We start from the raw sequence: 19,161 nt of genomic DNA, 5'->3' as shown, positions 1-19,161 counted from the left end.
GACCATGGCTAAAGTATTTGCCATCGCCAACCAGAAAGGCGGTGTCGCCAAGACAACCACCTGCATAAACCTCGCCGCCTCGCTCGTTGCGACGCGTCGTCGTGTGCTGCTCATCGATCTCGATCCACAGGGCAACGCCACGACCGGAAGTGGTGTGGATAAGTTGAGCCTTGAATATTCGATCTATGACGTTCTGATCGGCGAATGCAACCTAGTCGACGCCATGCAGTTTTCCGAACACGGTGGCTATCAACTACTTCCGGCCAACCGTGACCTGACCGCCGCAGAAGTTGCGCTTCTGAATCTGCCGGCCAAGGAAAACCGCTTGCGTGAGGCGCTCGCCCCGGTACGGGAAAACTACGATTACATTCTTATAGATTGCCCACCTTCGCTGTCGATGCTGACCATCAACGCGTTGACTGCGGCTGATGGCGTAATCATTCCGATGCAGTGCGAATATTACGCGCTCGAAGGGCTGACCGACCTGGTCAATTCAATCCAGCGCATCGCACAGGCATTGAACCCGTCGCTGAAGATCGAGGGCCTGTTGCGCACCATGTACGATCCGCGAAGCAGCCTGACCAACGATGTCACCGAACAGCTGAAGGCGCATTTCGGCGAAAAACTTTACGACACCGTTATCCCGCGCAATGTGCGGCTGGCAGAAGCGCCCAGCCACGGCATGCCGGTGTTGGTCTATGACAAGCAATCCAAGGGTGCCTTGGCCTACCTGGCACTGGCGGGCGAGCTGTCGCGTCGCCAGCGGCGAGCCGCCCGCAGCGTAACCGCATAAGGAATTTTCATGGCGACCAAAAAACGAGGCCTAGGACGCGGACTGGATGCCCTGCTCGGCGGCGCCAACGTAACGGCAATGCAGGAAGAAGCCGTTCAGGTCGATGAGCGCGAACTGCAACAGTTGCCCCTCGATCTGATTCAACGGGGCAAATATCAACCGCGGCGTGACATTGACCCAGTGACCCTCGAAGAGCTGGCGCAATCGATCCGCACCCAGGGTGTGATGCAGCCAATTGTGGTCCGCTCGATAGGTTCGGGACGCTACGAAATCATTGCTGGCGAGCGCCGCTGGCGCGCCAGCCAGCAAGCTGGCCTGGAGAAGATTCCAGCGATGGTGCGCGAAGTCTCCGATGAGACTGCCATTGCCATGGCGCTGATCGAGAATATCCAGCGCGAGGATCTCAATCCAATCGAGGAAGCCGTGGCACTGCAACGGTTGCAGCAGGAATTCCAACTGACCCAGCAACAGGTTGCAGACGCCGTGGGCAAGTCCCGTGTGACCGTTAGCAATCTGCTGCGTCTGATTGCCTTGCCGGAAGAAATCAAAACCCTGCTTTCCCACGGCGATCTGGAAATGGGACACGCGCGGGCCTTACTGGGCTTGCCTGTCGAACAGCAGGTTGAAGGCGCGCGGCATGTTGTCGCACGGGGGCTGACCGTTCGCCAGACGGAGGCTCTGGTACGGCAGTGGCTGAGTGGTAAAGAAGGCTCTAAAACCGAGCCGAAGAACGATCCTGACATTGTTCGTCTAGAGCAGCGGCTGGCCGAGCGGCTGGGTTCGCCGGTGCAAATCAAGCATGGCGAGAAAGGCAAGGGTCAGTTGGTGATCCGCTACAATTCGTTGGATGAACTGCAGGGTGTTCTCGCCCATATACGCTGAAACAATTACAAACGTATGAGGTTGTAGTACCGCCTGGTAATCACTACCAAACGGTTGTACCTGGCTCTAACGCCACATATAATCTGCGCGCATTTTAAAGACACTGGCATGACGATTGAATGGCGTGCCGGCGAAGCCAAGGGAAATAATTGGTCGACTACGAGCGAAAACGCCTACCGCTCCATCGGATAGCGGTCTTTCCGGTTCTGTTGACACAATTGGCGTTGTTGCTCGCCGCAGCGGTTGTGTTGTGGCAATGGATCGATCACGTAGCAGGTTACTCTGGGTTGCTTGGCGGTTTGATCGCTTTGCTTCCAAACATTTATTTCGCTCATAAGGCTTTTCGCTTTAGCGGCGCTCGAGCTGCTCAAGCTATCGTTCGGTCATTCTACGCCGGCGAAGCGGGGAAACTGATCTTTACGTCAGTGCTGTTCGCGCTGGCATTCGCAGGGGTGAAACCGCTGAACCCGCTTTCCTTGTTCGGTGTGTTCATGCTGACTCAAGGGGTCGGTTGGTTTGCTCCTCTGCTGATTAAGAAAAGAATTTCAAATTGATTCATTGAGGCAATCATGGCAGCAGAGAACGCTTCGGGATACATACAGCACCACCTGTCGAATCTAACCTACGGCCGGTTACCCACCGGGGAATGGGGATTCGCCCATTCTGCTGAACAAGCCAAGGAAATGGGATTCTGGGCATTCCATGTTGATACTCTTGGAGTTTCCGTGGTGCTCGGTCTGGTATTTATCCTGCTGTTCTGGGCAGTTGCTAGAAAGGCCACGTCCGGTCAGCCGGGCGGCGCGCAAAACTTCGTCGAAATGATGGTGGAATTCGTTGACGGTAGCGTGAAGGACACGTTCCACGGCCGCAACGCGCTAATCGCACCCTTGGCCCTGACCATTTTCGTCTGGGTATTCTTAATGAACTTCATGGATCTCATCCCGGTAGATTGGTTGCCTATGTTGGCTGCCAACATCGCCGGCAATGAGCATCTATTCTTCCGCGTGGTCCCGACCACCGATCCTAACGCTACGCTTGGCCTTGCACTTTCCGTGTTTGCGCTTCTGCTGTTTTATAGCGTCAAGGTCAAAGGTTTGGGTGGGTTTTTCGGCGAGCTTACGCTGCATCCTTTCAGCAGCAAGAATATGGCCGTGCAGGTCCTGCTCATCCCGATCAACTTTCTTCTCGAATTCGTTACCCTGATTGCCAAGCCTGTTTCGCTGGCGCTGCGTCTGTTCGGCAACCTTTATGCTGGCGAACTGATCTTCATCCTGATCGCCATCATGTTCGCTAATGGGGTGATACTGGGTGGACTGGGTATTGTTCTGCAGTGGGCGTGGGCTGTGTTCCACATCCTGATCATCGTGCTGCAGGCTTTCATCTTTATGATGCTCACAATCGTCTACCTGTCGATGGCTCATGAAGAAAACGATCACTGATTCGATTCGCTATACCTAAACCCTTAACCAATACGACATTAAGTCGGAGGAAAAATGGAAACTGTAGTTGGACTGACTGCTATCGCTGTAGCTCTGCTGATCGGCCTGGGTGCCCTGGGTACTGCAATCGGCTTCGGCCTGCTGGGCGGAAAGTTTCTGGAAGGCGCAGCGCGTCAGCCGGAGATGGTACCGATGCTGCAGGTGAAGATGTTCATCGTCGCCGGCTTGCTCGATGCGGTAACCATGATCGGTGTCGGTATTGCGCTGTTCTTCACTTTCGCGAACCCCTTCGTTGGTCAATTGGCAGGCTGATCCATTCGATTTTCCGAATGGGTAGGTTTGACGGACAACGAACGAGCGAGGTGTTGGCGTGAACATTAATGCAACCCTGATTGGCCAGTCCGTTGCGTTCTTCATTTTTGTGCTGTTCTGCATGAAGTTCGTGTGGCCTCCGGTCATAGCAGCTCTGCGGGAACGCCAGAAGAAGATCGCTGATGGCCTGGACGCTGCCAGTCGCGGTGCTCGTGATCTGGAGTTGGCTCAGGATAAAGCGAGCCAGCAACTGCGCGAAGCCAAGACGCAGGCAGCTGAAATCATCGAGCAAGCCAAAAAGCGCGCTAACCAGATCGTTGACGAAGCTCGCGATCAGGCCCGTGTCGAGGGTGAGCGGCTTAAGATCCAGGCTCAGGCCGAGATCGAGCAGGAATTGAACGGAGTCAAGGACGCTTTGCGTGCCCAACTGGGCAGTCTGGCCGTCAGTGGCGCCGAGAAAATCCTGGGCGCTTCCATCGATCAGAACGCGCATGCGGAGCTGGTTTCCAAATTGGCAGCCGAAATTTAAGCGAGGGGCGCGATCATGGCAGAACTGACCACGCTGGCCCGACCTTACGCCAAGGCTGCCTTCGAGTACGCACAGGTCCATCAGCAACTGGCCCAATGGTCAGCCATGCTCGGTCTGGCTGCAGCGGTGTCGCAAGACGACACCATGCAGCGCGTGCTCAAGGCCCCGCGTATGACGAGAAACGACAAGGCCACCACCTTCGTTGAGGTGTGTGGTGAAAAGTTTGACGCTCAGGCACGCAATTTCATTCACGTATTGTCCGCTAACGACCGTTTGCCGTTGTTGCCGGAGGTCTCCGAATTGTTCGAGCTGTACAAGGCCGAGCAGGAAAAAACGGTAGATGTGGATGTGACCAGCGCCTTCGCGTTGAACAACGAACAGCAAGACAAACTCGCCAAGGTTCTCAGTGCACGGCTCGGCCGGGAAGTGCGCCTGCATGCCGCGGAAGACGCCTCCCTTTTAGGGGGAGTATTGATCCGCGCCGGCGACCTGGTTATCGATGGCTCAGTCCGCGGCAAGATCGCGAAACTAGCCGAAGCATTGAAATCTTGAGTTTGAAGGGGCAGCAGAGCAATGCAGCAACTCAATCCTTCCGAAATAAGTGAAATCATCAAGGGGCGCATCGAGAAACTCGATATCGCCTCTCAAGCCCGTAACGAAGGCACTGTCGTCAGCGTATCGGACGGTATTGTGCGGATTCATGGTCTGGCCGACGTTATGTATGGCGAGATGATCGAATTCCCAGATGGCGTCTACGGTATGGCCATGAACCTGGAACGCGACTCTGTCGGCGCCGTGGTTCTGGGCGCTTACCAGACGCTTGCCGAAGGCATGAGCGCCAAGTGCACTGGCCGCATCCTTGAAGTACCGGTGGGCCCTGAGCTGCTCGGCCGCGTGGTCGACGCTCTGGGTAATCCGGTCGACGGCAAAGGCCCGCTAAACAATGTCGCTACCGATGCGGTCGAAAAGGTTGCGCCGGGCGTGATCTGGCGTAAGTCAGTCGATCAGCCGGTCCAGACCGGTTACAAGGCTGTTGACGCCATGATTCCCGTTGGCCGCGGCCAGCGTGAGTTGATCATTGGCGACCGTCAGATCGGTAAGACCGCTTTGGCGATTGATGCGATCATCAACCAGAAAAACAGCGGTATTTTCTGCGTATATGTCGCCATCGGCCAAAAGCAGTCGACCATTGCCAACGTGGTACGCAAGCTTGAGCAGAACGGCGCTCTGGCTAACACCATCATCGTTGCTGCGAGTGCTTCAGAATCCGCCGCGTTGCAGTTCATTGCGCCATACGCTGGCTGCACCATGGGCGAATACTTCCGGGACCGCGGCGAAGACGCCCTGATCGTCTATGACGATCTGTCCAAGCAAGCAGTTGCTTATCGCCAGATTTCCCTGCTGCTGCGCCGTCCGCCAGGACGCGAGGCATACCCAGGCGACGTATTCTATCTCCACAGCCGTCTGCTGGAGCGTGCATCGCGCGTTTCTGAAGAGTACGTCGAGAAGTTCACCAACGGCGCTGTGACCGGAAAAACCGGCTCTCTGACTGCTCTGCCGATCATCGAAACCCAGGCGGGCGACGTTTCCGCGTTCGTTCCGACCAACGTGATTTCCATCACTGACGGTCAGATCTTCCTGGAATCGGCGATGTTCAACTCGGGTATCCGTCCGGCCGTCAACGCCGGTGTATCGGTTTCCCGTGTGGGCGGTGCTGCTCAGACCAAGATCATCAAGAAGCTGTCCGGTGGTATTCGTACTGCATTGGCGCAGTACCGTGAGCTAGCGGCTTTCGCCCAGTTCGCTTCCGATCTGGACGAGGCGACCCGCAAGCAGCTCGAGCATGGTCAGCGCGTTACCGAGCTGATGAAGCAGAAGCAGTACGCGCCGATGTCGATTGCCGACATGTCACTGTCGCTGTATGCCGCTGAGCGTGGTTTTCTGACCGACGTCGAAATAAACAAGGTCGGTAGCTTCGAGCAGGCCCTGATCGCCTACTTCAACCGTGATCACGCCGATTTGATGGCGAAGATTAACGTGAAGGGTGACTTCAACGACGAAATCGATGCGGGCCTCAAAGCCGGCCTCGAGAAGTTCAAGGCCACCCAAACCTGGTAAGCCGCAGCGGAGGCCATAAGGCCTCCGCCTGCTTAACCCGATAGGTGTGAAATGGCAGGCGCAAAAGAGATTCGCAGCAAGATTGCGAGCATCAAAAGCACGCAAAAGATCACCAGCGCCATGGAAAAGGTGGCCGTCAGCAAGATGCGCAAGGCTCAAATGCGCATGGCTGCCAGCCGTCCCTACGCGGAGCGTATCCGGCAGGTCATTGGCCATCTGGCCAACGCTAATCCGGAATATCGTCACCCCTTTATGCAGGAGCGCACCGTCAAGCGCGCCGGCTATGTAGTGGTGAGTTCCGACCGTGGTCTGTGCGGTGGCTTGAACACCAACTTGTTCAAGGCGCTGGTCAAAGACATGGCGATGAACCGTGAGAACGGCGTGGAGATTGATCTCTGCGTGATCGGCAGCAAGGGTGCGGCATTCTTCCGCAACTTCGGTGGTAACGTCGTCGCGGCAATTAGCCACCTGGGCGAGGAACCGTCGATCAATGATCTGATCGGCAGCGTGAAGGTCATGCTGGACGCCTATTTGGACGGTCGGATCGATCGTCTGTCGGTGGTTTCGAACAAGTTCATCAATACCATGACGCAACAGCCAAAAGTGGAGCAGTTGGTTCCGCTGGTGGCCGATCCGGATCAGGAACTCAAGCATCACTGGGACTATCTGTACGAACCCGATGCCAAGGAGCTGCTCGACGGCCTGATGGTGCGCTACGTGGAGTCGCAGGTGTACCAGGCGGTGGTCGAGAACGGCGCAGCCGAACAGGCCGCGCGGATGATCGCGATGAAGAACGCAACTGACAACGCCGGTGATTTGATCAGCGATTTGCAACTGATCTACAACAAGGCGCGTCAGGCCGCGATCACACAAGAGATCTCGGAAATCGTCGGCGGCGCTGCCGCGGTTTAACGGTTCAAATATTCAGAGGAACCAGCTATGAGTAGCGGACGTATCGTTCAAATCATCGGCGCCGTGATCGACGTGGAATTCCCACGCGACCAGGTCCCGAGCATTTATGACGCGCTGAAAGTGCAAGGCGCCGAAACCACTCTGGAAGTTCAGCAGCAACTGGGCGATGGCGTGGTTCGTACCATTGCGATGGGCTCCACCGAGGGCCTGAAGCGCGGCCTGGACGTCAACAACACCGGTGCCGCGATTTCGGTTCCGGTCGGTAAGGCGACCCTGGGCCGCATCATGGACGTCCTCGGCAACCCGATCGACGAAGCCGGTCCGATCGGCGAAGAAGAGCGCTGGGGCATTCACCGCCCGGCACCATCCTTCGCTGAACAGGCGGGCGGCAATGATCTGCTGGAAACCGGTATCAAGGTCATCGACCTGATCTGCCCGTTCGCTAAAGGCGGCAAGGTCGGTCTGTTCGGCGGCGCCGGTGTCGGCAAGACCGTGAACATGATGGAACTGATCCGTAACATCGCCATCGAGCACAGCGGTTATTCCGTGTTCGCCGGTGTGGGCGAGCGTACTCGTGAGGGTAACGACTTTTACCACGAGATGAAGGATTCCAACGTTCTCGACAAGGTAGCCCTGGTCTACGGTCAGATGAACGAGCCGCCAGGCAACCGTCTGCGTGTAGCGCTGACTGGCCTGACCATGGCCGAGAAGTTCCGTGACGAAGGTAACGACGTTCTGCTGTTCGTCGACAACATCTACCGTTACACCCTGGCCGGTACCGAAGTGTCCGCACTTCTTGGCCGTATGCCGTCGGCGGTGGGCTATCAGCCGACCCTGGCCGAAGAAATGGGCGTTCTGCAAGAGCGCATCACCTCGACCAAGAGCGGTTCCATCACCTCGATTCAGGCCGTATATGTGCCTGCGGATGACTTGACCGACCCGAGCCCGGCGACCACCTTCGCCCACTTGGATGCCACCGTTGTACTGTCGCGTGACATCGCCTCGCTGGGTATTTACCCGGCCGTCGATCCGCTCGATTCGACTTCGCGTCAGCTCGACCCGAACGTGATCGGCAACGAACACTACGAGACTGCTCGTGGCGTTCAGTATGTTCTGCAGCGTTACAAGGAGCTGAAGGACATCATCGCCATTCTGGGTATGGACGAGTTGTCGGAAACCGACAAGCAGCTTGTATCCCGCGCGCGTAAAATTCAGCGTTTCCTGTCACAGCCGTTCTTCGTGGCAGAAGTTTTCACTGGCTCTCCAGGGAAGTACGTTTCGCTGAAAGATACCATTGCAGGTTTTAAGGGCATCCTTAACGGCGACTACGATCACCTGCCGGAACAAGCGTTCTACATGGTTGGTGGTATCGAAGAAGCCATCGAGAAAGCCAAGAAACTGTAATCCGTGCGCCCGGGGACGGGCGCTCACCAGGCAGCGAGACTGGCATACCAATCTCGCTGTTTGATACGTGAGGCTAGATATGGCTATGACAGTCCATTGCGATATCGTCAGCGCAGAAGGCGAGATCTTTTCAGGTCTGGTCGAGATGGTGATTGCCCATGGCAACCTCGGTGACATCGGTATTGCACCGGGCCACGCGCCGTTGATCACCGATCTGAAGCCGGGTCCGATTCGTCTGACCAAGCAAGGTGGCGAAACTGAGGTGTTTTATATCTCTGGTGGGTACCTGGAAGTTCAACCGAACATGGTCAAGGTACTTGCCGATACTGTGCAGCGTGCCAGCGACATCGATGAAGCGTCTGCCCTGGAAGCGGTCAAGGCTGCCGAAAAAGCCCTGAACCAGAAAGGCTCGGAGTTCGATTACGGGTCTGCGGCGGCACGTCTGGCCGAAGCAGCAGCGCAATTGCGGACGATTCAGCAGATGCGTAAGAAGTTCGGCGGTTAAGCCATCAGCTTCTTCATCGCAACTGATTAAGAGGGTAGCCTTGGCTACCCTTTTTTTATTTTCAGGCTTGGAAAGCTCGTTGCCCTCATCGGCCACGCATCGGTCCAAGAATGTCAGGACTTACCATGTCTCTCGATATCGTCATTCTCGCCGCTGGCCAGGGCACCCGCATGCGTTCGGCTCTGCCCAAGGTCCTTCATCCGGTCGCCGGTCAGTCCATGCTTGGCCATGTCATCGATACTGCCCGTGCATTGAAACCACAGGCCATTCATGTGGTGATTGGCCATGGCGCTGAGCAGGTTCGTGAGCGCCTGGCCGCGGATGACCTGAATTTCGTCGTGCAAGCCGAACAGCTCGGCACCGGTCATGCGGTTGCCCAAGCAATGCCGGCCATTTCCGCTGAGCGTGTGCTGATCCTCTATGGTGACGTACCGCTTATCGAGGCGCAGACACTGGAGCGTTTGTTGGAAAACGTCGGCCCACAGCAGCTCGCATTACTCACCGTGAATCTTGCCGATCCGACCGGCTATGGCCGGATCGTCCGCGATGCGCAGGGAATGGTGAAGGCAATCATCGAGCACAAAGATGCGTCGCCTGAGCAGAAACTCATCCGCGAAGGCAATACCGGTATTCTCGCGGTGCCTGGTGACCGCATTGGTGATTGGCTGGGGCGCCTATCCAACAGCAATGCGCAGGGCGAGTATTACCTCACCGACGTGATCGCGATGGCGGTGGCCGATAATTTGGTCGTAGCTACTGAGCAGCCACTCGATGCGATGGAAGTGCAGGGCGCCAATGACCGCATTCAACTGGCCGAACTCGAGCGTCATTATCAGCAGCGCGCGGCGCGGCGTTTGATGGCGCAGGGGGTGACCCTGCGTGATCCAGCGCGTTTCGATCTGCGTGGCGAGGTGTCGGTCGGCCGCGATGTGCTGATCGACGTGAACGTAATTCTCGAAGGCCAGGTGGTAATCGAGGATAGTGTCGAGATCGGCCCGAATTGCGTGATTCGCAATAGCACGCTGCGCCGCGGCTCGGTGGTCAAGGCCAACAGTCATCTGGAAGGTGCCGAACTGGGCGAGGGTGCCGATTGCGGGCCTTTCGCTCGCTTGCGTCCCGGCGCCGTACTAGGCGAGAAGGCGCACGTCGGCAATTTCGTCGAGGTAAAGAACACCCACATGGGCGAGGGTGCCAAGGCCGGCCACCTGGCCTACCTGGGAGACGCAGAAATCGGCGCGCGGACCAACATTGGTGCCGGTACTATCACTTGCAACTACGACGGCGCCAACAAGTCCCGCACGGTCATGGGTGAGGATGTATTCATCGGTTCCAACAGTTCGTTGGTTGCTCCGCTGACCCTGGGCGATGGCGCCACCACAGGCGCTGGCTCGGTAATCACGTCGGACGTGCCGGCCGCAACTTTGGCGCTCGGACGGGCTCGGCAGGTGTCGATCCAGGACTGGCAGCGACCGCAGAAGTCTCACAAGTAGCTCTGTTGACGCTGAGTGCCCCTCGCGCTTGAGGCGCTCGACATTTTTCCCGGTGGGCATTCAAGAGATCGTACATCCGGCCGATCTATCAGGGCATAACGACAAAGGAAGCGATTATGCCCTCCCTTACCCGCCTGTCCATCCAGTGGAAGCTCACTTTGCTGGCTGGCCTCTGCCTGTTACTCATTGTTGGCCTGCTGGTCGGCGCTTCGCTCTATCAATCGCGTCAGGCGGTGGCTCTGGTCAGCGCCTCGAGTAGCGCCATGCTCGAGGAGTCGGCGCGCAGCAATCTGCAGGCGCGGGGCCTGGCGCAAGCCCTGCGCATCGAGCGCCAATTCAACGATGCCTATCAATACGGTCAGGGCTTCGTCCGCCAAGTGCTGTCGCTGCGTGCGCAGTCCATCGAGCGCATGTCCAACGCCTTCGAGGTCCGTGAGGATCTGCATCGGCAGATCAAGAATGCACTGCAAGCCAATCCCGACCTGATCGGCCTGTACGTGGTGTTCGAGACCGACGCGCTGGACGATAAGGATGGCATGTTCATCGGCAACGAAGAGATGGGTGGAAATGACAGCGGGCGCTTCTCGCTGTACTGGTCGCAGCGCTCACCTGGCCAGCTCATGGCTGAGACTATAAGCGAGTCAATGCTTGCCGATACCTCCCCAAGCATCAGTGGCGCTCCCTACAACGCTTGGTACAGCTGCCCGCGCGACAGCGCCCGAGTCTGTCTTCTCGATCCTTATTTCGACGAGGTGGAAGGCCAGCCGTTGCTGATGACCAGCGTTGCCTTTCCCATGATCAAAGACGGCAAGGTGATCGGCGTGGTGGGCGTCGATATCAGTCTGGCCTCGCTGCAGCAGCATAGCGAACAGGCACATCAGGAGCTGTATCAGGGTGAGGGTCACTTGAGTGTGATCAGTCCGGCCAAGCTATTGGCCGGCCACAGCCGCGATGCCGGTCTGCTCGGCAAGCCGCTAAGTACCGCCTTCAATGCCGATAGCGAAGCGATTGGCCGCGCTGTCGATACCGGTCAGAAAGCACTGCTCGAAAACGGCGAGATGCTTCGGGTGCTGCAGCCTGTGCAGCCGATACCCGAACTCAAGCCCTGGGCGATCCTGCTGGAAGTGCCAAAGCCGGTGCTGCTCGGCCCGGCGCTGCAGCTTGAACAGACGCTGCATGCACAAAGCCGTCAGGACAGCATAATCGCCTCGATCATTGGTCTTGGTGCCGTGTTGTTGGGCTTGGCACTGATGTGGCTGACTGCGCGTGGCGTCACCCGACCCATCGAAGGGGTGGCGGCGATGCTCAAGGACATCGCCAGTGGCGAAGGCGATCTTACACGCCGGTTGGAATACAACCGCGAAGATGAACTTGGCGCGCTGGCCGGTTGGTTCAATCGCTTCCTCGATAAGCTGCAGCCAACCATCGCCGATGTGAAGCGCTCGGTGCAGGATGCCCGCAGCAGCGCTGACCAGTCCGCAGCCATTGCGACACAGACCAGCGCCGGCATGCAGCAACAGTTCCGCGAAGTCGATCAGGTGGCCACCGCGTCCCAGGAGATGAGCGCCACTGCTCAGGACGTCGCGCGCAACGCGGCACAAGCGGCTGAGGCGGCACGCGGCGCGGATCAGGCCACCCATGAAGGCCTGAGTGTGATCGACCACACCACCCGCAGCATCGGCAGCCTCGCCGACGAACTCAACAAGGCCATGACTCAGGTCGAAAGTCTGGCTGCCAGCAGCGAGCAGATCGGCTCGGTCCTGGAGGTGATTCGCGCGATCGCCGAACAGACCAATCTGCTGGCGCTCAATGCCGCTATCGAGGCGGCACGAGCAGGCGAGGCCGGACGCGGCTTCGCCGTGGTGGCCGACGAGGTGCGCAGCCTGGCTCGGCGTACCCAGGAATCCATCGAAGAGATTCGCCAGGTCATCGAACGTCTGCAGAACGGCACTCGCGACGTAGTGACGGCAATGCAGGACAGTCGCAGTCAGGCACAGGGCAGCGTCGATCAGGTGGGTAATGCGGTTGCGGCGCTGCGCAAGATTGGCGACGCGGTGGCGGTGATTTCCGACATGAACCTGCAGATCGCTAGCGCGGCTGAAGAGCAGAGCGCTGTCGCGGAAGAAATCAATCGCAACGTGGCAGGCATTCGTGACGTCACCGAATCGCTTTCCGGGCAGGCCGATGAATCGGCACGGGTCAGTCAGGCGCTCAACCAGTTGGCAAACCATCAACAGAGCCTGATGGGCTATTTCCGCGTCTGATGCCAAGCGGGAGTTGACGGAGCCGGCAGATTAGGTTTTGATTCGCGAAATTTTCTTTCGAACCGAAACTTAATTATGTCGAAACGCAACACACCGCAGCGACGTCACGCAGTCCTCGCCTTGCTCAATGAGCAGGGCGAGGTGAGCGTCGATGAGCTGTCCAAGCGTTTCGAGACCTCTGAAGTCACCATCCGTAAAGACCTCGCTGCACTGGAAAAGAACGGCCTTCTGCTGCGCCGCTACGGTGGCGCGGTGCCCTTGCCCCAAGAACTTATCGGCGACAGTGCGCAACCGGTTTCGCCCAGGAAGCAGGCCATCGCCCGCGCAGCCGTCGACTGCATTCGTGAGCACGCGCGCATCATCATCGACAGTGGCACCACCACCGCCGCGATGATCCCCGAGCTGGGTCATAAGCATGGACTGCTGGTAATGACCAATTCTCTGAGTGTCGCCAACGCCTTACGTGAGCTGGAACACGAACCGACCTTGCTGATGACCGGCGGAACCTGGGATCCGCACTCCGAGTCGTTCCAGGGGCAAGTGGCGGAACAGGTGCTGCGTTCCTACGATTTCGATCAACTATTCATCGGTGCCGACGGTATCGATCTGCAGCGCGGCACCACCACCTTCAATGAATTGCTGGGCCTGTCGCGGGTCATGGCTGAAGTGGCCCGTGAAGTTATCGTGCTCGCCGAATCCGACAAGATCGGTCGACGCATACCCAATCTGGAGTTGCCCTGGAGCGACATCCACACTCTCATAACGGACGAACGCCTCACCGCCGAGGCGCGTTCAAGCATTCAAGCCCGCGGCATCAAGCTGATCTGCGTGGCCGTCGAACCCTCGCAGGAGACCTGATCATGTGTGGCATCGTTGGCGCTGTCGCTGAACGCAACATCACTGCAATTTTGCTCGAAGGCCTCAAACGTCTGGAATACCGAGGTTATGACAGCGCCGGCATTGCCGTGCTGGATGCCGGCGGCACGCTGCATCGCCTGCGTCGTTCCGGCAAGGTGGCCGAGTTGGAGCAGGCGCAACAGCAAGAACAGCTTGCCGGGCGTTTGGGTATTGCCCATACCCGTTGGGCCACCCATGGCGCGCCCTGCGAACGCAACGCTCACCCGCATTTTTCCGGTGAAGACTTAGCCGTGGTGCACAACGGCATCATCGAAAACCACGAAGCCCTGCGCCAGCAATTGAAAGCGTTGGGTTACGTATTCGTCTCCGATACCGATACCGAAGTCATCGTGCATCTGCTGCGGCACAAGCTCGACGAATATGGAGATCTGACCGTGGCCCTAAAGGCGGCCGTCAAGGAACTTCATGGTGCCTATGGTCTGGCCGTGGTCAGCGCCAAGCAGCCCGATCGTCTGCTCGCCGCTCGCAGCGGCAGCCCTTTGGTGATCGGGCTGGGCATGGGAGAGAATTTTCTGGCCTCGGATCAGTTGGCGCTGCGTCAGGTGACCGACCGCTTCATGTATTTGGAAGAGGGCGATATCGCCGAAATCCGCCGTGACAGCGTGCAGATCTGGGCCGTGGATGGCCAGGCCGTGGAGCGCGAAAGCGTGCAATACCACGAGGGCGCGGAAGCCGCGGACAAAGGCGAGTACCGCCACTTCATGCTCAAGGAAATCCACGAGCAGCCCAAGGTCGTGCAGCGCACTCTGGAAGGTCGACTCGGTGATCACCAAGTGCTGGTGCAGGCATTCGGCCCACAGGCTGCCCAGCTATTCGCCAAGGTGCGCAACGTGCAGATCGTTGCCTGCGGGACCAGCTACCACGCCGGTATGGTGGCGCGTTACTGGCTGGAGGAGCTGGCCGACATTCCCTGCCAAGTCGAGGTCGCCAGCGAGTTTCGTTATCGCAAGGTCGTGGTTCAGCCCGACACGCTATTCGTCACCATCTCTCAGTCCGGCGAGACGGCCGATTCGCTCGCTGCGCTGCGAAACGCCAAGGCGCGCACGAACGAGGAGGGACGCTATCTGGCCAGCCTGGCGATCTGCAACGTCGGTATCAGCTCGCTGGTGCGCGAATCCGATCTCACCTTGCTAACCCAGGCTGGTCCCGAAATCGGTGTGGCGTCGACCAAGGCCTTCACTACCCAACTGGTCGGTTTGTTGCTGCTGACTCTATCGTTGGGACAGGTACGTGGCACGCTGGCCCCTCCTCTGGAGGCCGAGCTGGTCGACGAGCTGCGTCGCCTGCCAACCCGGCTGGGTGAGGCCTTGGCGATGGATACCACGGTGGAGAAGATCGCCGAGCACTTCGCCGAGAAGCACCACACGCTGTTCCTTGGGCGCGGTGCGCAATACCCGGTGGCGATGGAAGGCGCGCTCAAGCTCAAGGAAATTTCCTACATCCACGCCGAGGCCTATCCGGCCGGCGAACTCAAGCACGGCCCGCTGGCGCTGGTGGACGCGGATATGCCGGTCGTCACCGTGGCGCCGAACAACGAGTTGCTGGAAAAGCTCAAATCCAATCTGCAGGAAGTGCGCGCTCGTGGTGGTGAGCTGATCGTGTTCGCCGACCGCGAGGCGGGCATCGAGAACGGCGAAGGTACCTTCATCGTCAGCATGCCGCATATCCATGACGTGCTGGCACCGATTCTCTATACGCTGCCGTTGCAGCTGCTGTCGTACTACGTCGCCGTGCTGCGCGGCACCGATGTCGACCAGCCGCGTAACTTGGCCAAGAGTGTGACAGTAGAGTAAACGGCGCGGGCTGGGCGAGTAGAAGAAGAATATAGTGCGGTCGAAACGCTTGCCGATGATGGCCAGTCGCATTGCTGCAACCGCTGACAGTCCCGACAGGGCGGCGCGAACCTTGCGCCGCGGCGCTCGTTCGCTCACGAATATGGCTGTCTGGGCCTGACCGTGAAGCGACCACCGAAACGGCGATTACTGCCCTGTTGTAACTCGCGTTACTTGGCCAGGCAAGGGCAGACGCATCGGTTAGGTGGAGGATAGACGGCGGGACGGAAGCGGCCGGGCAGCGCTAGGGCTGTACCGAGGTGGCGGTCTGTAACTCATGCTCGGCCGCGCAAAGAAACTGTCCGAACGCCAGCTGCACGCCAGCAAGCAGCTGATCCCGGTCGACCGTTTTCGCTCGATGCTCGAACTGCACCAGAAAACGCGGCCATAGCGGAGTGCCTTCGCCATGACCGAGGTAGCGCAGCGGGCCGATGGAGCCACCCTCGCGGACACGCTGGGACAGCACTCGACCGCCTATCCGTGACCCCTCCAGCACATAGGCTACGCCCCAAGACCAGCCTTCGCCGGTTCCCGGTTCAAGGCTCAGCGGAGTCGGTAGGGCAATCTTGAGCGTCTGTAGGTCTTCACGTAACGCCGCACTTCGGCGTCGTTCGGGCCAATCCGACAGCAGGCGCGAGATCCCGCCTTGTTCCAGCGTAGCTTCCAGACTGAACAGGGCAGCGCCGTGGGCGCGCAGAAACCGTCCGTAATCGTGGCGATCGCTCAGCTCAAAGCGGGAATATGCCGCATCGACACGCTCGTGCATTGGCGCGCTCGCCTCGCGAATCCATTGACGCAACGATGACATCAGGCTGGACTCGCTTCGGCGAGCGCTCCGCGGATCTTGCTGGCCAGGTCGTCTTCGCGGAAGGGCTTCTGGATGATCGTCGAACTGCCCATGCCTAGCTCTCCAAGCTCGGCGTACCCGGTGATGAACACTACGGGCAGCTTCGGATAACTCGACAGAACGGCTCTGGCCAGTTCGCCACCATTCATCCCTGGCATGGCGAAATCCGCCAGAAGCAGATCCACCATCGTGCCGTCGTTGAGCAGTTGCAGTGCCCTGTGGCCGCTCTCCGCCTGGATCACCGTGTAACCAAGGTTGACCAGCATTTGTGCAGTCACTTCGCGCACGCTTTGATCATCGTCGACCAGCAAGACGGTATTCGATGCATCACCGATCGGCGTGCTGGGGGGACATTCCGGCGCTCCGATCGGCAGTTCGGGGGCCTGAACCCGCGGCAGATAGACTTTGACGGTAGTGCCCACTCCCACTTCGGTCTCTATCCGCGCACCGCCGCCGGACTGTTTGGCGAAGCCGAACACTTGCGCCAAACCGAGTCCTGAGCCCTTACCCACTTCCTTGGTGGTGAAAAACGGCTCGAAAGCCTTCTGCAGTACTTCATCGCTCATGCCTATGCCGGTGTCCCTGACCGACAGAACCACGTACTCGCCAGGGCCGGGCTCTTCTGCTCGCAGCGCTGGCGTGTCTATCACCGCGTTCGCGGTGCTGAGGGACAAGCGCCCACCCGAACCCATGGCGTCGCGCGCGTTGATCGCCAGGTTGAGGATGATCATTTCGATCTGTGTTGGATCGACCAGGGCGTGCCAGAGCCCGGCGCAGGTATCGGTCTCGATGGTGACGGCACCGCCAAGCGTGCTGTGCAACAGACTGAGCAAGCCGACCAGAGTGTCGTTGAGGTCCACCGCCTTCGGGGCTAGCTGCTGACGACGAGCGAACGCCAGCAATTGGCTGGTTAAGGTCGCGCCGCGCTCGCCAGACTCTTGAATGTATTGCAGGCGGCTCAATGACTTGGACAGCGGCGCGCCCCTTTCCAAATCGTTCTTGAGAAAGCTGGCACTGGTGAGGATCACCGTGAGCAGATTATTGAAGTCATGCGCGACGCCGGCGGTGAGCTGGCCGACGGCCTCGAGACGCTGCATCTGCTGCAGAGTGGCTTCGATGCGCTCGCGCTCTTTGATCTGCTCCGTCAACTCGCGGTTGGCCGCCGCTAGCCGGTCGACCGCAGCGATCTCGCTGGTGATGTCGCGCCCCGCGGCGTACATCCTTTCGCCTTCAGGCACGGCCGTCCACGAAAGCCAGCGATAGCCTCCATCACGGTGTCGCATACGATTGACGAAGCGATCGGTGAAGTTGCCCCGGCAGATCCGATCGGTCTCCTCGAGCGTTGCACTGATATCGTCCGGGTGTACGAGCGACCAGAGGGGCTGGTCGATGAGCGTTTCGCGCGGCCAGCCGAGCGTGTCTTCCCAGACTGGATTGAGGGCGACGACCGTAGTATCGAAACGCATTACTGCAAGCAGGTCGCGAGACAGCTCCCAGGTGCGGTCGCGCTCACGGGTGCGGGCCTCGACGCGCTCGCCGAGCGTTTCGTTCATGCGCTTGAGCGCTTCGGTCGCCAGCTTCTGTTCGGTGATATCCATCACCACGCCAATGAAGCGCTGGCATGCATCATTCTCGAAGAAGCCCTGACCACGTGTTTCCACCCAGCGCACCCGTCCGTCATCGAGCAATATCCGGTAGTCGATGGTGAATTCCTTGTCACCCTCGGAAAGGGCATCCTGGATCTTCTCGCGTATACGCTGCAGATCATCGGGATGGCAGAGCGAGCCGAGCACTCCGATATTCACCGCAGCGTCGTCGGGCAGGCCGAGCATCGTGCGGCAGCGATGATCGAGAATCATCGTGCCGCTCTGCAGCTCGAAGTCCCACATACCCAGGCCCGCCGCATCGATGGCCAGACGCGCGCGCACTTCTACCTCGCGCAGCGCCTCCTCGGCGCGAAGCCGCCCGTGGCGCTCCTGAACTTCGCTTAATGCGCGCTCGATTGCCTTGGGCAGGAAATTCAAATTCTGCTTGAGTACGTAGTCGACGGCGCCGGACCGCATCATGTTGACGGCGTGTTCTTCGCCAAACACGCCGGACAGAAAGATAAAAGGCGTTTCGGGGGCCAGTTGTCTGGCGTCCTGGAGTGCCTGGCTGCCCGAGTAGCCAGGCAGAATGAGGTCCGAAAGGATCAGATCGAAGCGTCGCCGTTGCAGTGCTTCGAGGACTCCGGCACGGTCGTAGACGATTTCCGTGTCGACGATGTAATGGGTCCGTTCCAGCGTCAGGAGTGCCAGCTCGGCGTCGTGCGGACTGTCTTCAACGAACAGGAGGCTGATATTTTTTTTCGGTGACATAACCTTCCTGTCGCGGGTGTCGCACTGCTTGATAGAAGACTGCTGCCCAGTCGTTCAGAGCCGCCTTTCAGCTCGGCTCCTCGTCGCCTTGAGCGCCGCGGCGTTGGCGCTTTAACCGAAACGACCCCGGTGGCGGTTCGTTGAGAACAGCCCAGAAGATACCCAGGTCGGAAATCGCCGCGACAAAGTCCCGGAATTCGACCGGCTTGACCACGTATGCGTTCACCCCGAGTTCGTAGGCCTTCACCAGATCCGGTTCTTCACGCGAGGAAGTCAGCATCACGACCGGGATACTGCGTAGTTCCGGGGTTTCGCGGACGATCTTCAGCACCTCCAGGCCGTCCACCTTGGGCAGCTTGAGGTCGAGCAACAACACGGCCGGATTGCCATCGGCGCGATGGGCATATTCGCCGCGACGCAACAGGTAATCGAGCGACTCGGCACCGTCGCGCATGACAATCACATCGTTGGCCAGCTGGCTGCGCTCGAGCGCGACCAGTGTCAGCTCCAGATCGTGAGGGTTGTCTTCTACCAAAAGAATCGGCTTGAGCATCAAAGG

At 58.9% G+C, this 19,161-nt stretch carries 18 protein-coding genes; 15 read left to right on the top strand and 3 right to left on the bottom strand.

Annotation, left to right across the window (positions count from 1 at the left end):
• Positions 1-4 precede the first annotated feature (4 nt).
• The 15 genes from NAV33_RS19095 (at position 5) to glmS (ending at position 15,359) form a co-directional block, all read left to right on the top strand.
• Positions 5-793 carry a ParA family protein gene (locus NAV33_RS19095; protein ID WP_255982970.1) on the top strand — a complete coding sequence of 263 codons (789 nt, stop codon included), beginning with the start codon at positions 5-7 and terminating at the stop codon, positions 791-793.
• 9 nt (positions 794-802) lie between these two features.
• A complete protein-coding gene (locus NAV33_RS19090; protein ID WP_255982968.1) occupies positions 803-1,675 on the top strand; it encodes a ParB/RepB/Spo0J family partition protein in 873 nt (290 codons plus the stop codon).
• Between the two features lie 149 nt (positions 1,676-1,824).
• Positions 1,825-2,229 (top strand): F0F1 ATP synthase subunit I, encoded by a 405-nt coding sequence (locus tag NAV33_RS19085; RefSeq protein WP_255982966.1) that lies wholly within the window; start codon positions 1,825-1,827, stop codon positions 2,227-2,229.
• Between the two features lie 15 nt (positions 2,230-2,244).
• A complete protein-coding gene (gene atpB, locus NAV33_RS19080; RefSeq protein WP_255982964.1) occupies positions 2,245-3,114 on the top strand; it encodes a F0F1 ATP synthase subunit A in 870 nt (289 codons plus the stop codon).
• Between the two features lie 54 nt (positions 3,115-3,168).
• A complete protein-coding gene (atpE, locus tag NAV33_RS19075; RefSeq protein ID WP_002555987.1) occupies positions 3,169-3,426 on the top strand; it encodes a F0F1 ATP synthase subunit C in 258 nt (85 codons plus the stop codon).
• A gap of 58 nt (positions 3,427-3,484) precedes the next feature.
• On the top strand, positions 3,485-3,955 hold the full coding sequence (locus tag NAV33_RS19070; RefSeq protein WP_255982961.1) for a F0F1 ATP synthase subunit B: 471 nt from the start codon (positions 3,485-3,487) through the stop codon (positions 3,953-3,955).
• Between the two features lie 15 nt (positions 3,956-3,970).
• The gene (locus NAV33_RS19065) at positions 3,971-4,507 is read left to right on the top strand and encodes a F0F1 ATP synthase subunit delta (protein ID WP_255982959.1); all 537 of its coding nucleotides are present in this window, start codon (positions 3,971-3,973) and stop codon (positions 4,505-4,507) included.
• Between the two features lie 21 nt (positions 4,508-4,528).
• Positions 4,529-6,073, top strand: coding sequence for a F0F1 ATP synthase subunit alpha (atpA, locus tag NAV33_RS19060; protein ID WP_255982957.1), 1,545 nt, complete (start codon positions 4,529-4,531; stop codon positions 6,071-6,073).
• A 51-nt stretch (positions 6,074-6,124) separates the two neighbouring features.
• Positions 6,125-6,985, top strand: coding sequence for a F0F1 ATP synthase subunit gamma (gene atpG, locus NAV33_RS19055; protein ID WP_255982955.1), 861 nt, complete (start codon positions 6,125-6,127; stop codon positions 6,983-6,985).
• Positions 6,986-7,012: 27 nt separating this feature from the next.
• Positions 7,013-8,389: a F0F1 ATP synthase subunit beta gene (atpD, locus tag NAV33_RS19050; RefSeq protein ID WP_255982953.1), complete on the top strand. Its 1,377-nt coding sequence runs from the start codon at positions 7,013-7,015 to the stop codon at positions 8,387-8,389.
• A 79-nt stretch (positions 8,390-8,468) separates the two neighbouring features.
• Entirely contained in the window at positions 8,469-8,894 is a 426-nt protein-coding gene (locus NAV33_RS19045; RefSeq protein WP_255982951.1) for a F0F1 ATP synthase subunit epsilon, read from the top strand.
• Between the two features lie 125 nt (positions 8,895-9,019).
• Positions 9,020-10,384: a bifunctional UDP-N-acetylglucosamine diphosphorylase/glucosamine-1-phosphate N-acetyltransferase GlmU gene (gene glmU / locus NAV33_RS19040; RefSeq protein ID WP_255982949.1), complete on the top strand. Its 1,365-nt coding sequence runs from the start codon at positions 9,020-9,022 to the stop codon at positions 10,382-10,384.
• A 116-nt stretch (positions 10,385-10,500) separates the two neighbouring features.
• Positions 10,501-12,648 carry a methyl-accepting chemotaxis protein gene (locus NAV33_RS19035; RefSeq protein WP_255982947.1) on the top strand — a complete coding sequence of 716 codons (2,148 nt, stop codon included), beginning with the start codon at positions 10,501-10,503 and terminating at the stop codon, positions 12,646-12,648.
• Between the two features lie 72 nt (positions 12,649-12,720).
• Positions 12,721-13,506, top strand: coding sequence for a DeoR/GlpR family DNA-binding transcription regulator (locus tag NAV33_RS19030; protein WP_255982996.1), 786 nt, complete (start codon positions 12,721-12,723; stop codon positions 13,504-13,506).
• 2 nt (positions 13,507-13,508) lie between these two features.
• Positions 13,509-15,359 (top strand): glutamine--fructose-6-phosphate transaminase (isomerizing), encoded by a 1,851-nt coding sequence (gene glmS, locus NAV33_RS19025; protein ID WP_255982945.1) that lies wholly within the window; start codon positions 13,509-13,511, stop codon positions 15,357-15,359.
• A 283-nt stretch (positions 15,360-15,642) separates the two neighbouring features.
• Here glmS and NAV33_RS19020 read toward each other — a convergent pair whose 3' ends face one another.
• The 3 genes from NAV33_RS19020 to NAV33_RS19010 form a co-directional block, all read right to left on the bottom strand.
• Positions 15,643-16,206 (bottom strand): biliverdin-producing heme oxygenase, encoded by a 564-nt coding sequence (locus NAV33_RS19020; protein ID WP_255982943.1) that lies wholly within the window; start codon positions 16,204-16,206, stop codon positions 15,643-15,645.
• Positions 16,206-18,602: a response regulator gene (locus NAV33_RS19015; protein WP_255982941.1), complete on the bottom strand. Its 2,397-nt coding sequence runs from the start codon at positions 18,600-18,602 to the stop codon at positions 16,206-16,208. Before NAV33_RS19015 ends, NAV33_RS19020 begins: the two co-directional genes overlap by 1 nt.
• A gap of 67 nt (positions 18,603-18,669) precedes the next feature.
• Positions 18,670-19,155: a response regulator gene (locus NAV33_RS19010; protein WP_255982939.1), complete on the bottom strand. Its 486-nt coding sequence runs from the start codon at positions 19,153-19,155 to the stop codon at positions 18,670-18,672.
• Between the last annotated feature and the right edge of the window lie 6 nt (positions 19,156-19,161).

This window comes from Stutzerimonas stutzeri, assembly GCF_024448715.1.
Lineage (GTDB): Bacteria > Pseudomonadota > Gammaproteobacteria > Pseudomonadales > Pseudomonadaceae > Stutzerimonas > Stutzerimonas stutzeri_AR.
This window is presented reverse-complemented; position numbering and strand designations above follow the sequence as displayed.

Excerpts from the sequence above, each read along its gene's own strand:
- atpE (WP_002555987.1), top strand. The coding sequence starts at position 3,169 with ATGGAAACTGTAGTTGGACTGACTGCTATCGCTGTAGCTCTGCTGATC.
- NAV33_RS19015 (WP_255982941.1), bottom strand. The coding sequence starts at position 18,602 with ATGTCACCGAAAAAAAATATCAGCCTCCTGTTCGTTGAAGACAGTCCG.
- NAV33_RS19010 (WP_255982939.1), bottom strand. The coding sequence starts at position 19,155 with ATGCTCAAGCCGATTCTTTTGGTAGAAGACAACCCTCACGATCTGGAG.
- NAV33_RS19095 (WP_255982970.1), top strand. The coding sequence starts at position 5 with ATGGCTAAAGTATTTGCCATCGCCAACCAGAAAGGCGGTGTCGCCAAG.
- atpD (WP_255982953.1), top strand. The coding sequence starts at position 7,013 with ATGAGTAGCGGACGTATCGTTCAAATCATCGGCGCCGTGATCGACGTG.
- atpG (WP_255982955.1), top strand. The coding sequence starts at position 6,125 with ATGGCAGGCGCAAAAGAGATTCGCAGCAAGATTGCGAGCATCAAAAGC.
- NAV33_RS19045 (WP_255982951.1), top strand. The coding sequence starts at position 8,469 with ATGGCTATGACAGTCCATTGCGATATCGTCAGCGCAGAAGGCGAGATC.
- glmU (WP_255982949.1), top strand. The coding sequence starts at position 9,020 with ATGTCTCTCGATATCGTCATTCTCGCCGCTGGCCAGGGCACCCGCATG.
- atpA (WP_255982957.1), top strand. The coding sequence starts at position 4,529 with ATGCAGCAACTCAATCCTTCCGAAATAAGTGAAATCATCAAGGGGCGC.
- NAV33_RS19020 (WP_255982943.1), bottom strand. The coding sequence starts at position 16,206 with ATGTCATCGTTGCGTCAATGGATTCGCGAGGCGAGCGCGCCAATGCAC.
- NAV33_RS19035 (WP_255982947.1), top strand. The coding sequence starts at position 10,501 with ATGCCCTCCCTTACCCGCCTGTCCATCCAGTGGAAGCTCACTTTGCTG.
- NAV33_RS19065 (WP_255982959.1), top strand. The coding sequence starts at position 3,971 with ATGGCAGAACTGACCACGCTGGCCCGACCTTACGCCAAGGCTGCCTTC.
- atpB (WP_255982964.1), top strand. The coding sequence starts at position 2,245 with ATGGCAGCAGAGAACGCTTCGGGATACATACAGCACCACCTGTCGAAT.
- NAV33_RS19090 (WP_255982968.1), top strand. The coding sequence starts at position 803 with ATGGCGACCAAAAAACGAGGCCTAGGACGCGGACTGGATGCCCTGCTC.
- glmS (WP_255982945.1), top strand. The coding sequence starts at position 13,509 with ATGTGTGGCATCGTTGGCGCTGTCGCTGAACGCAACATCACTGCAATT.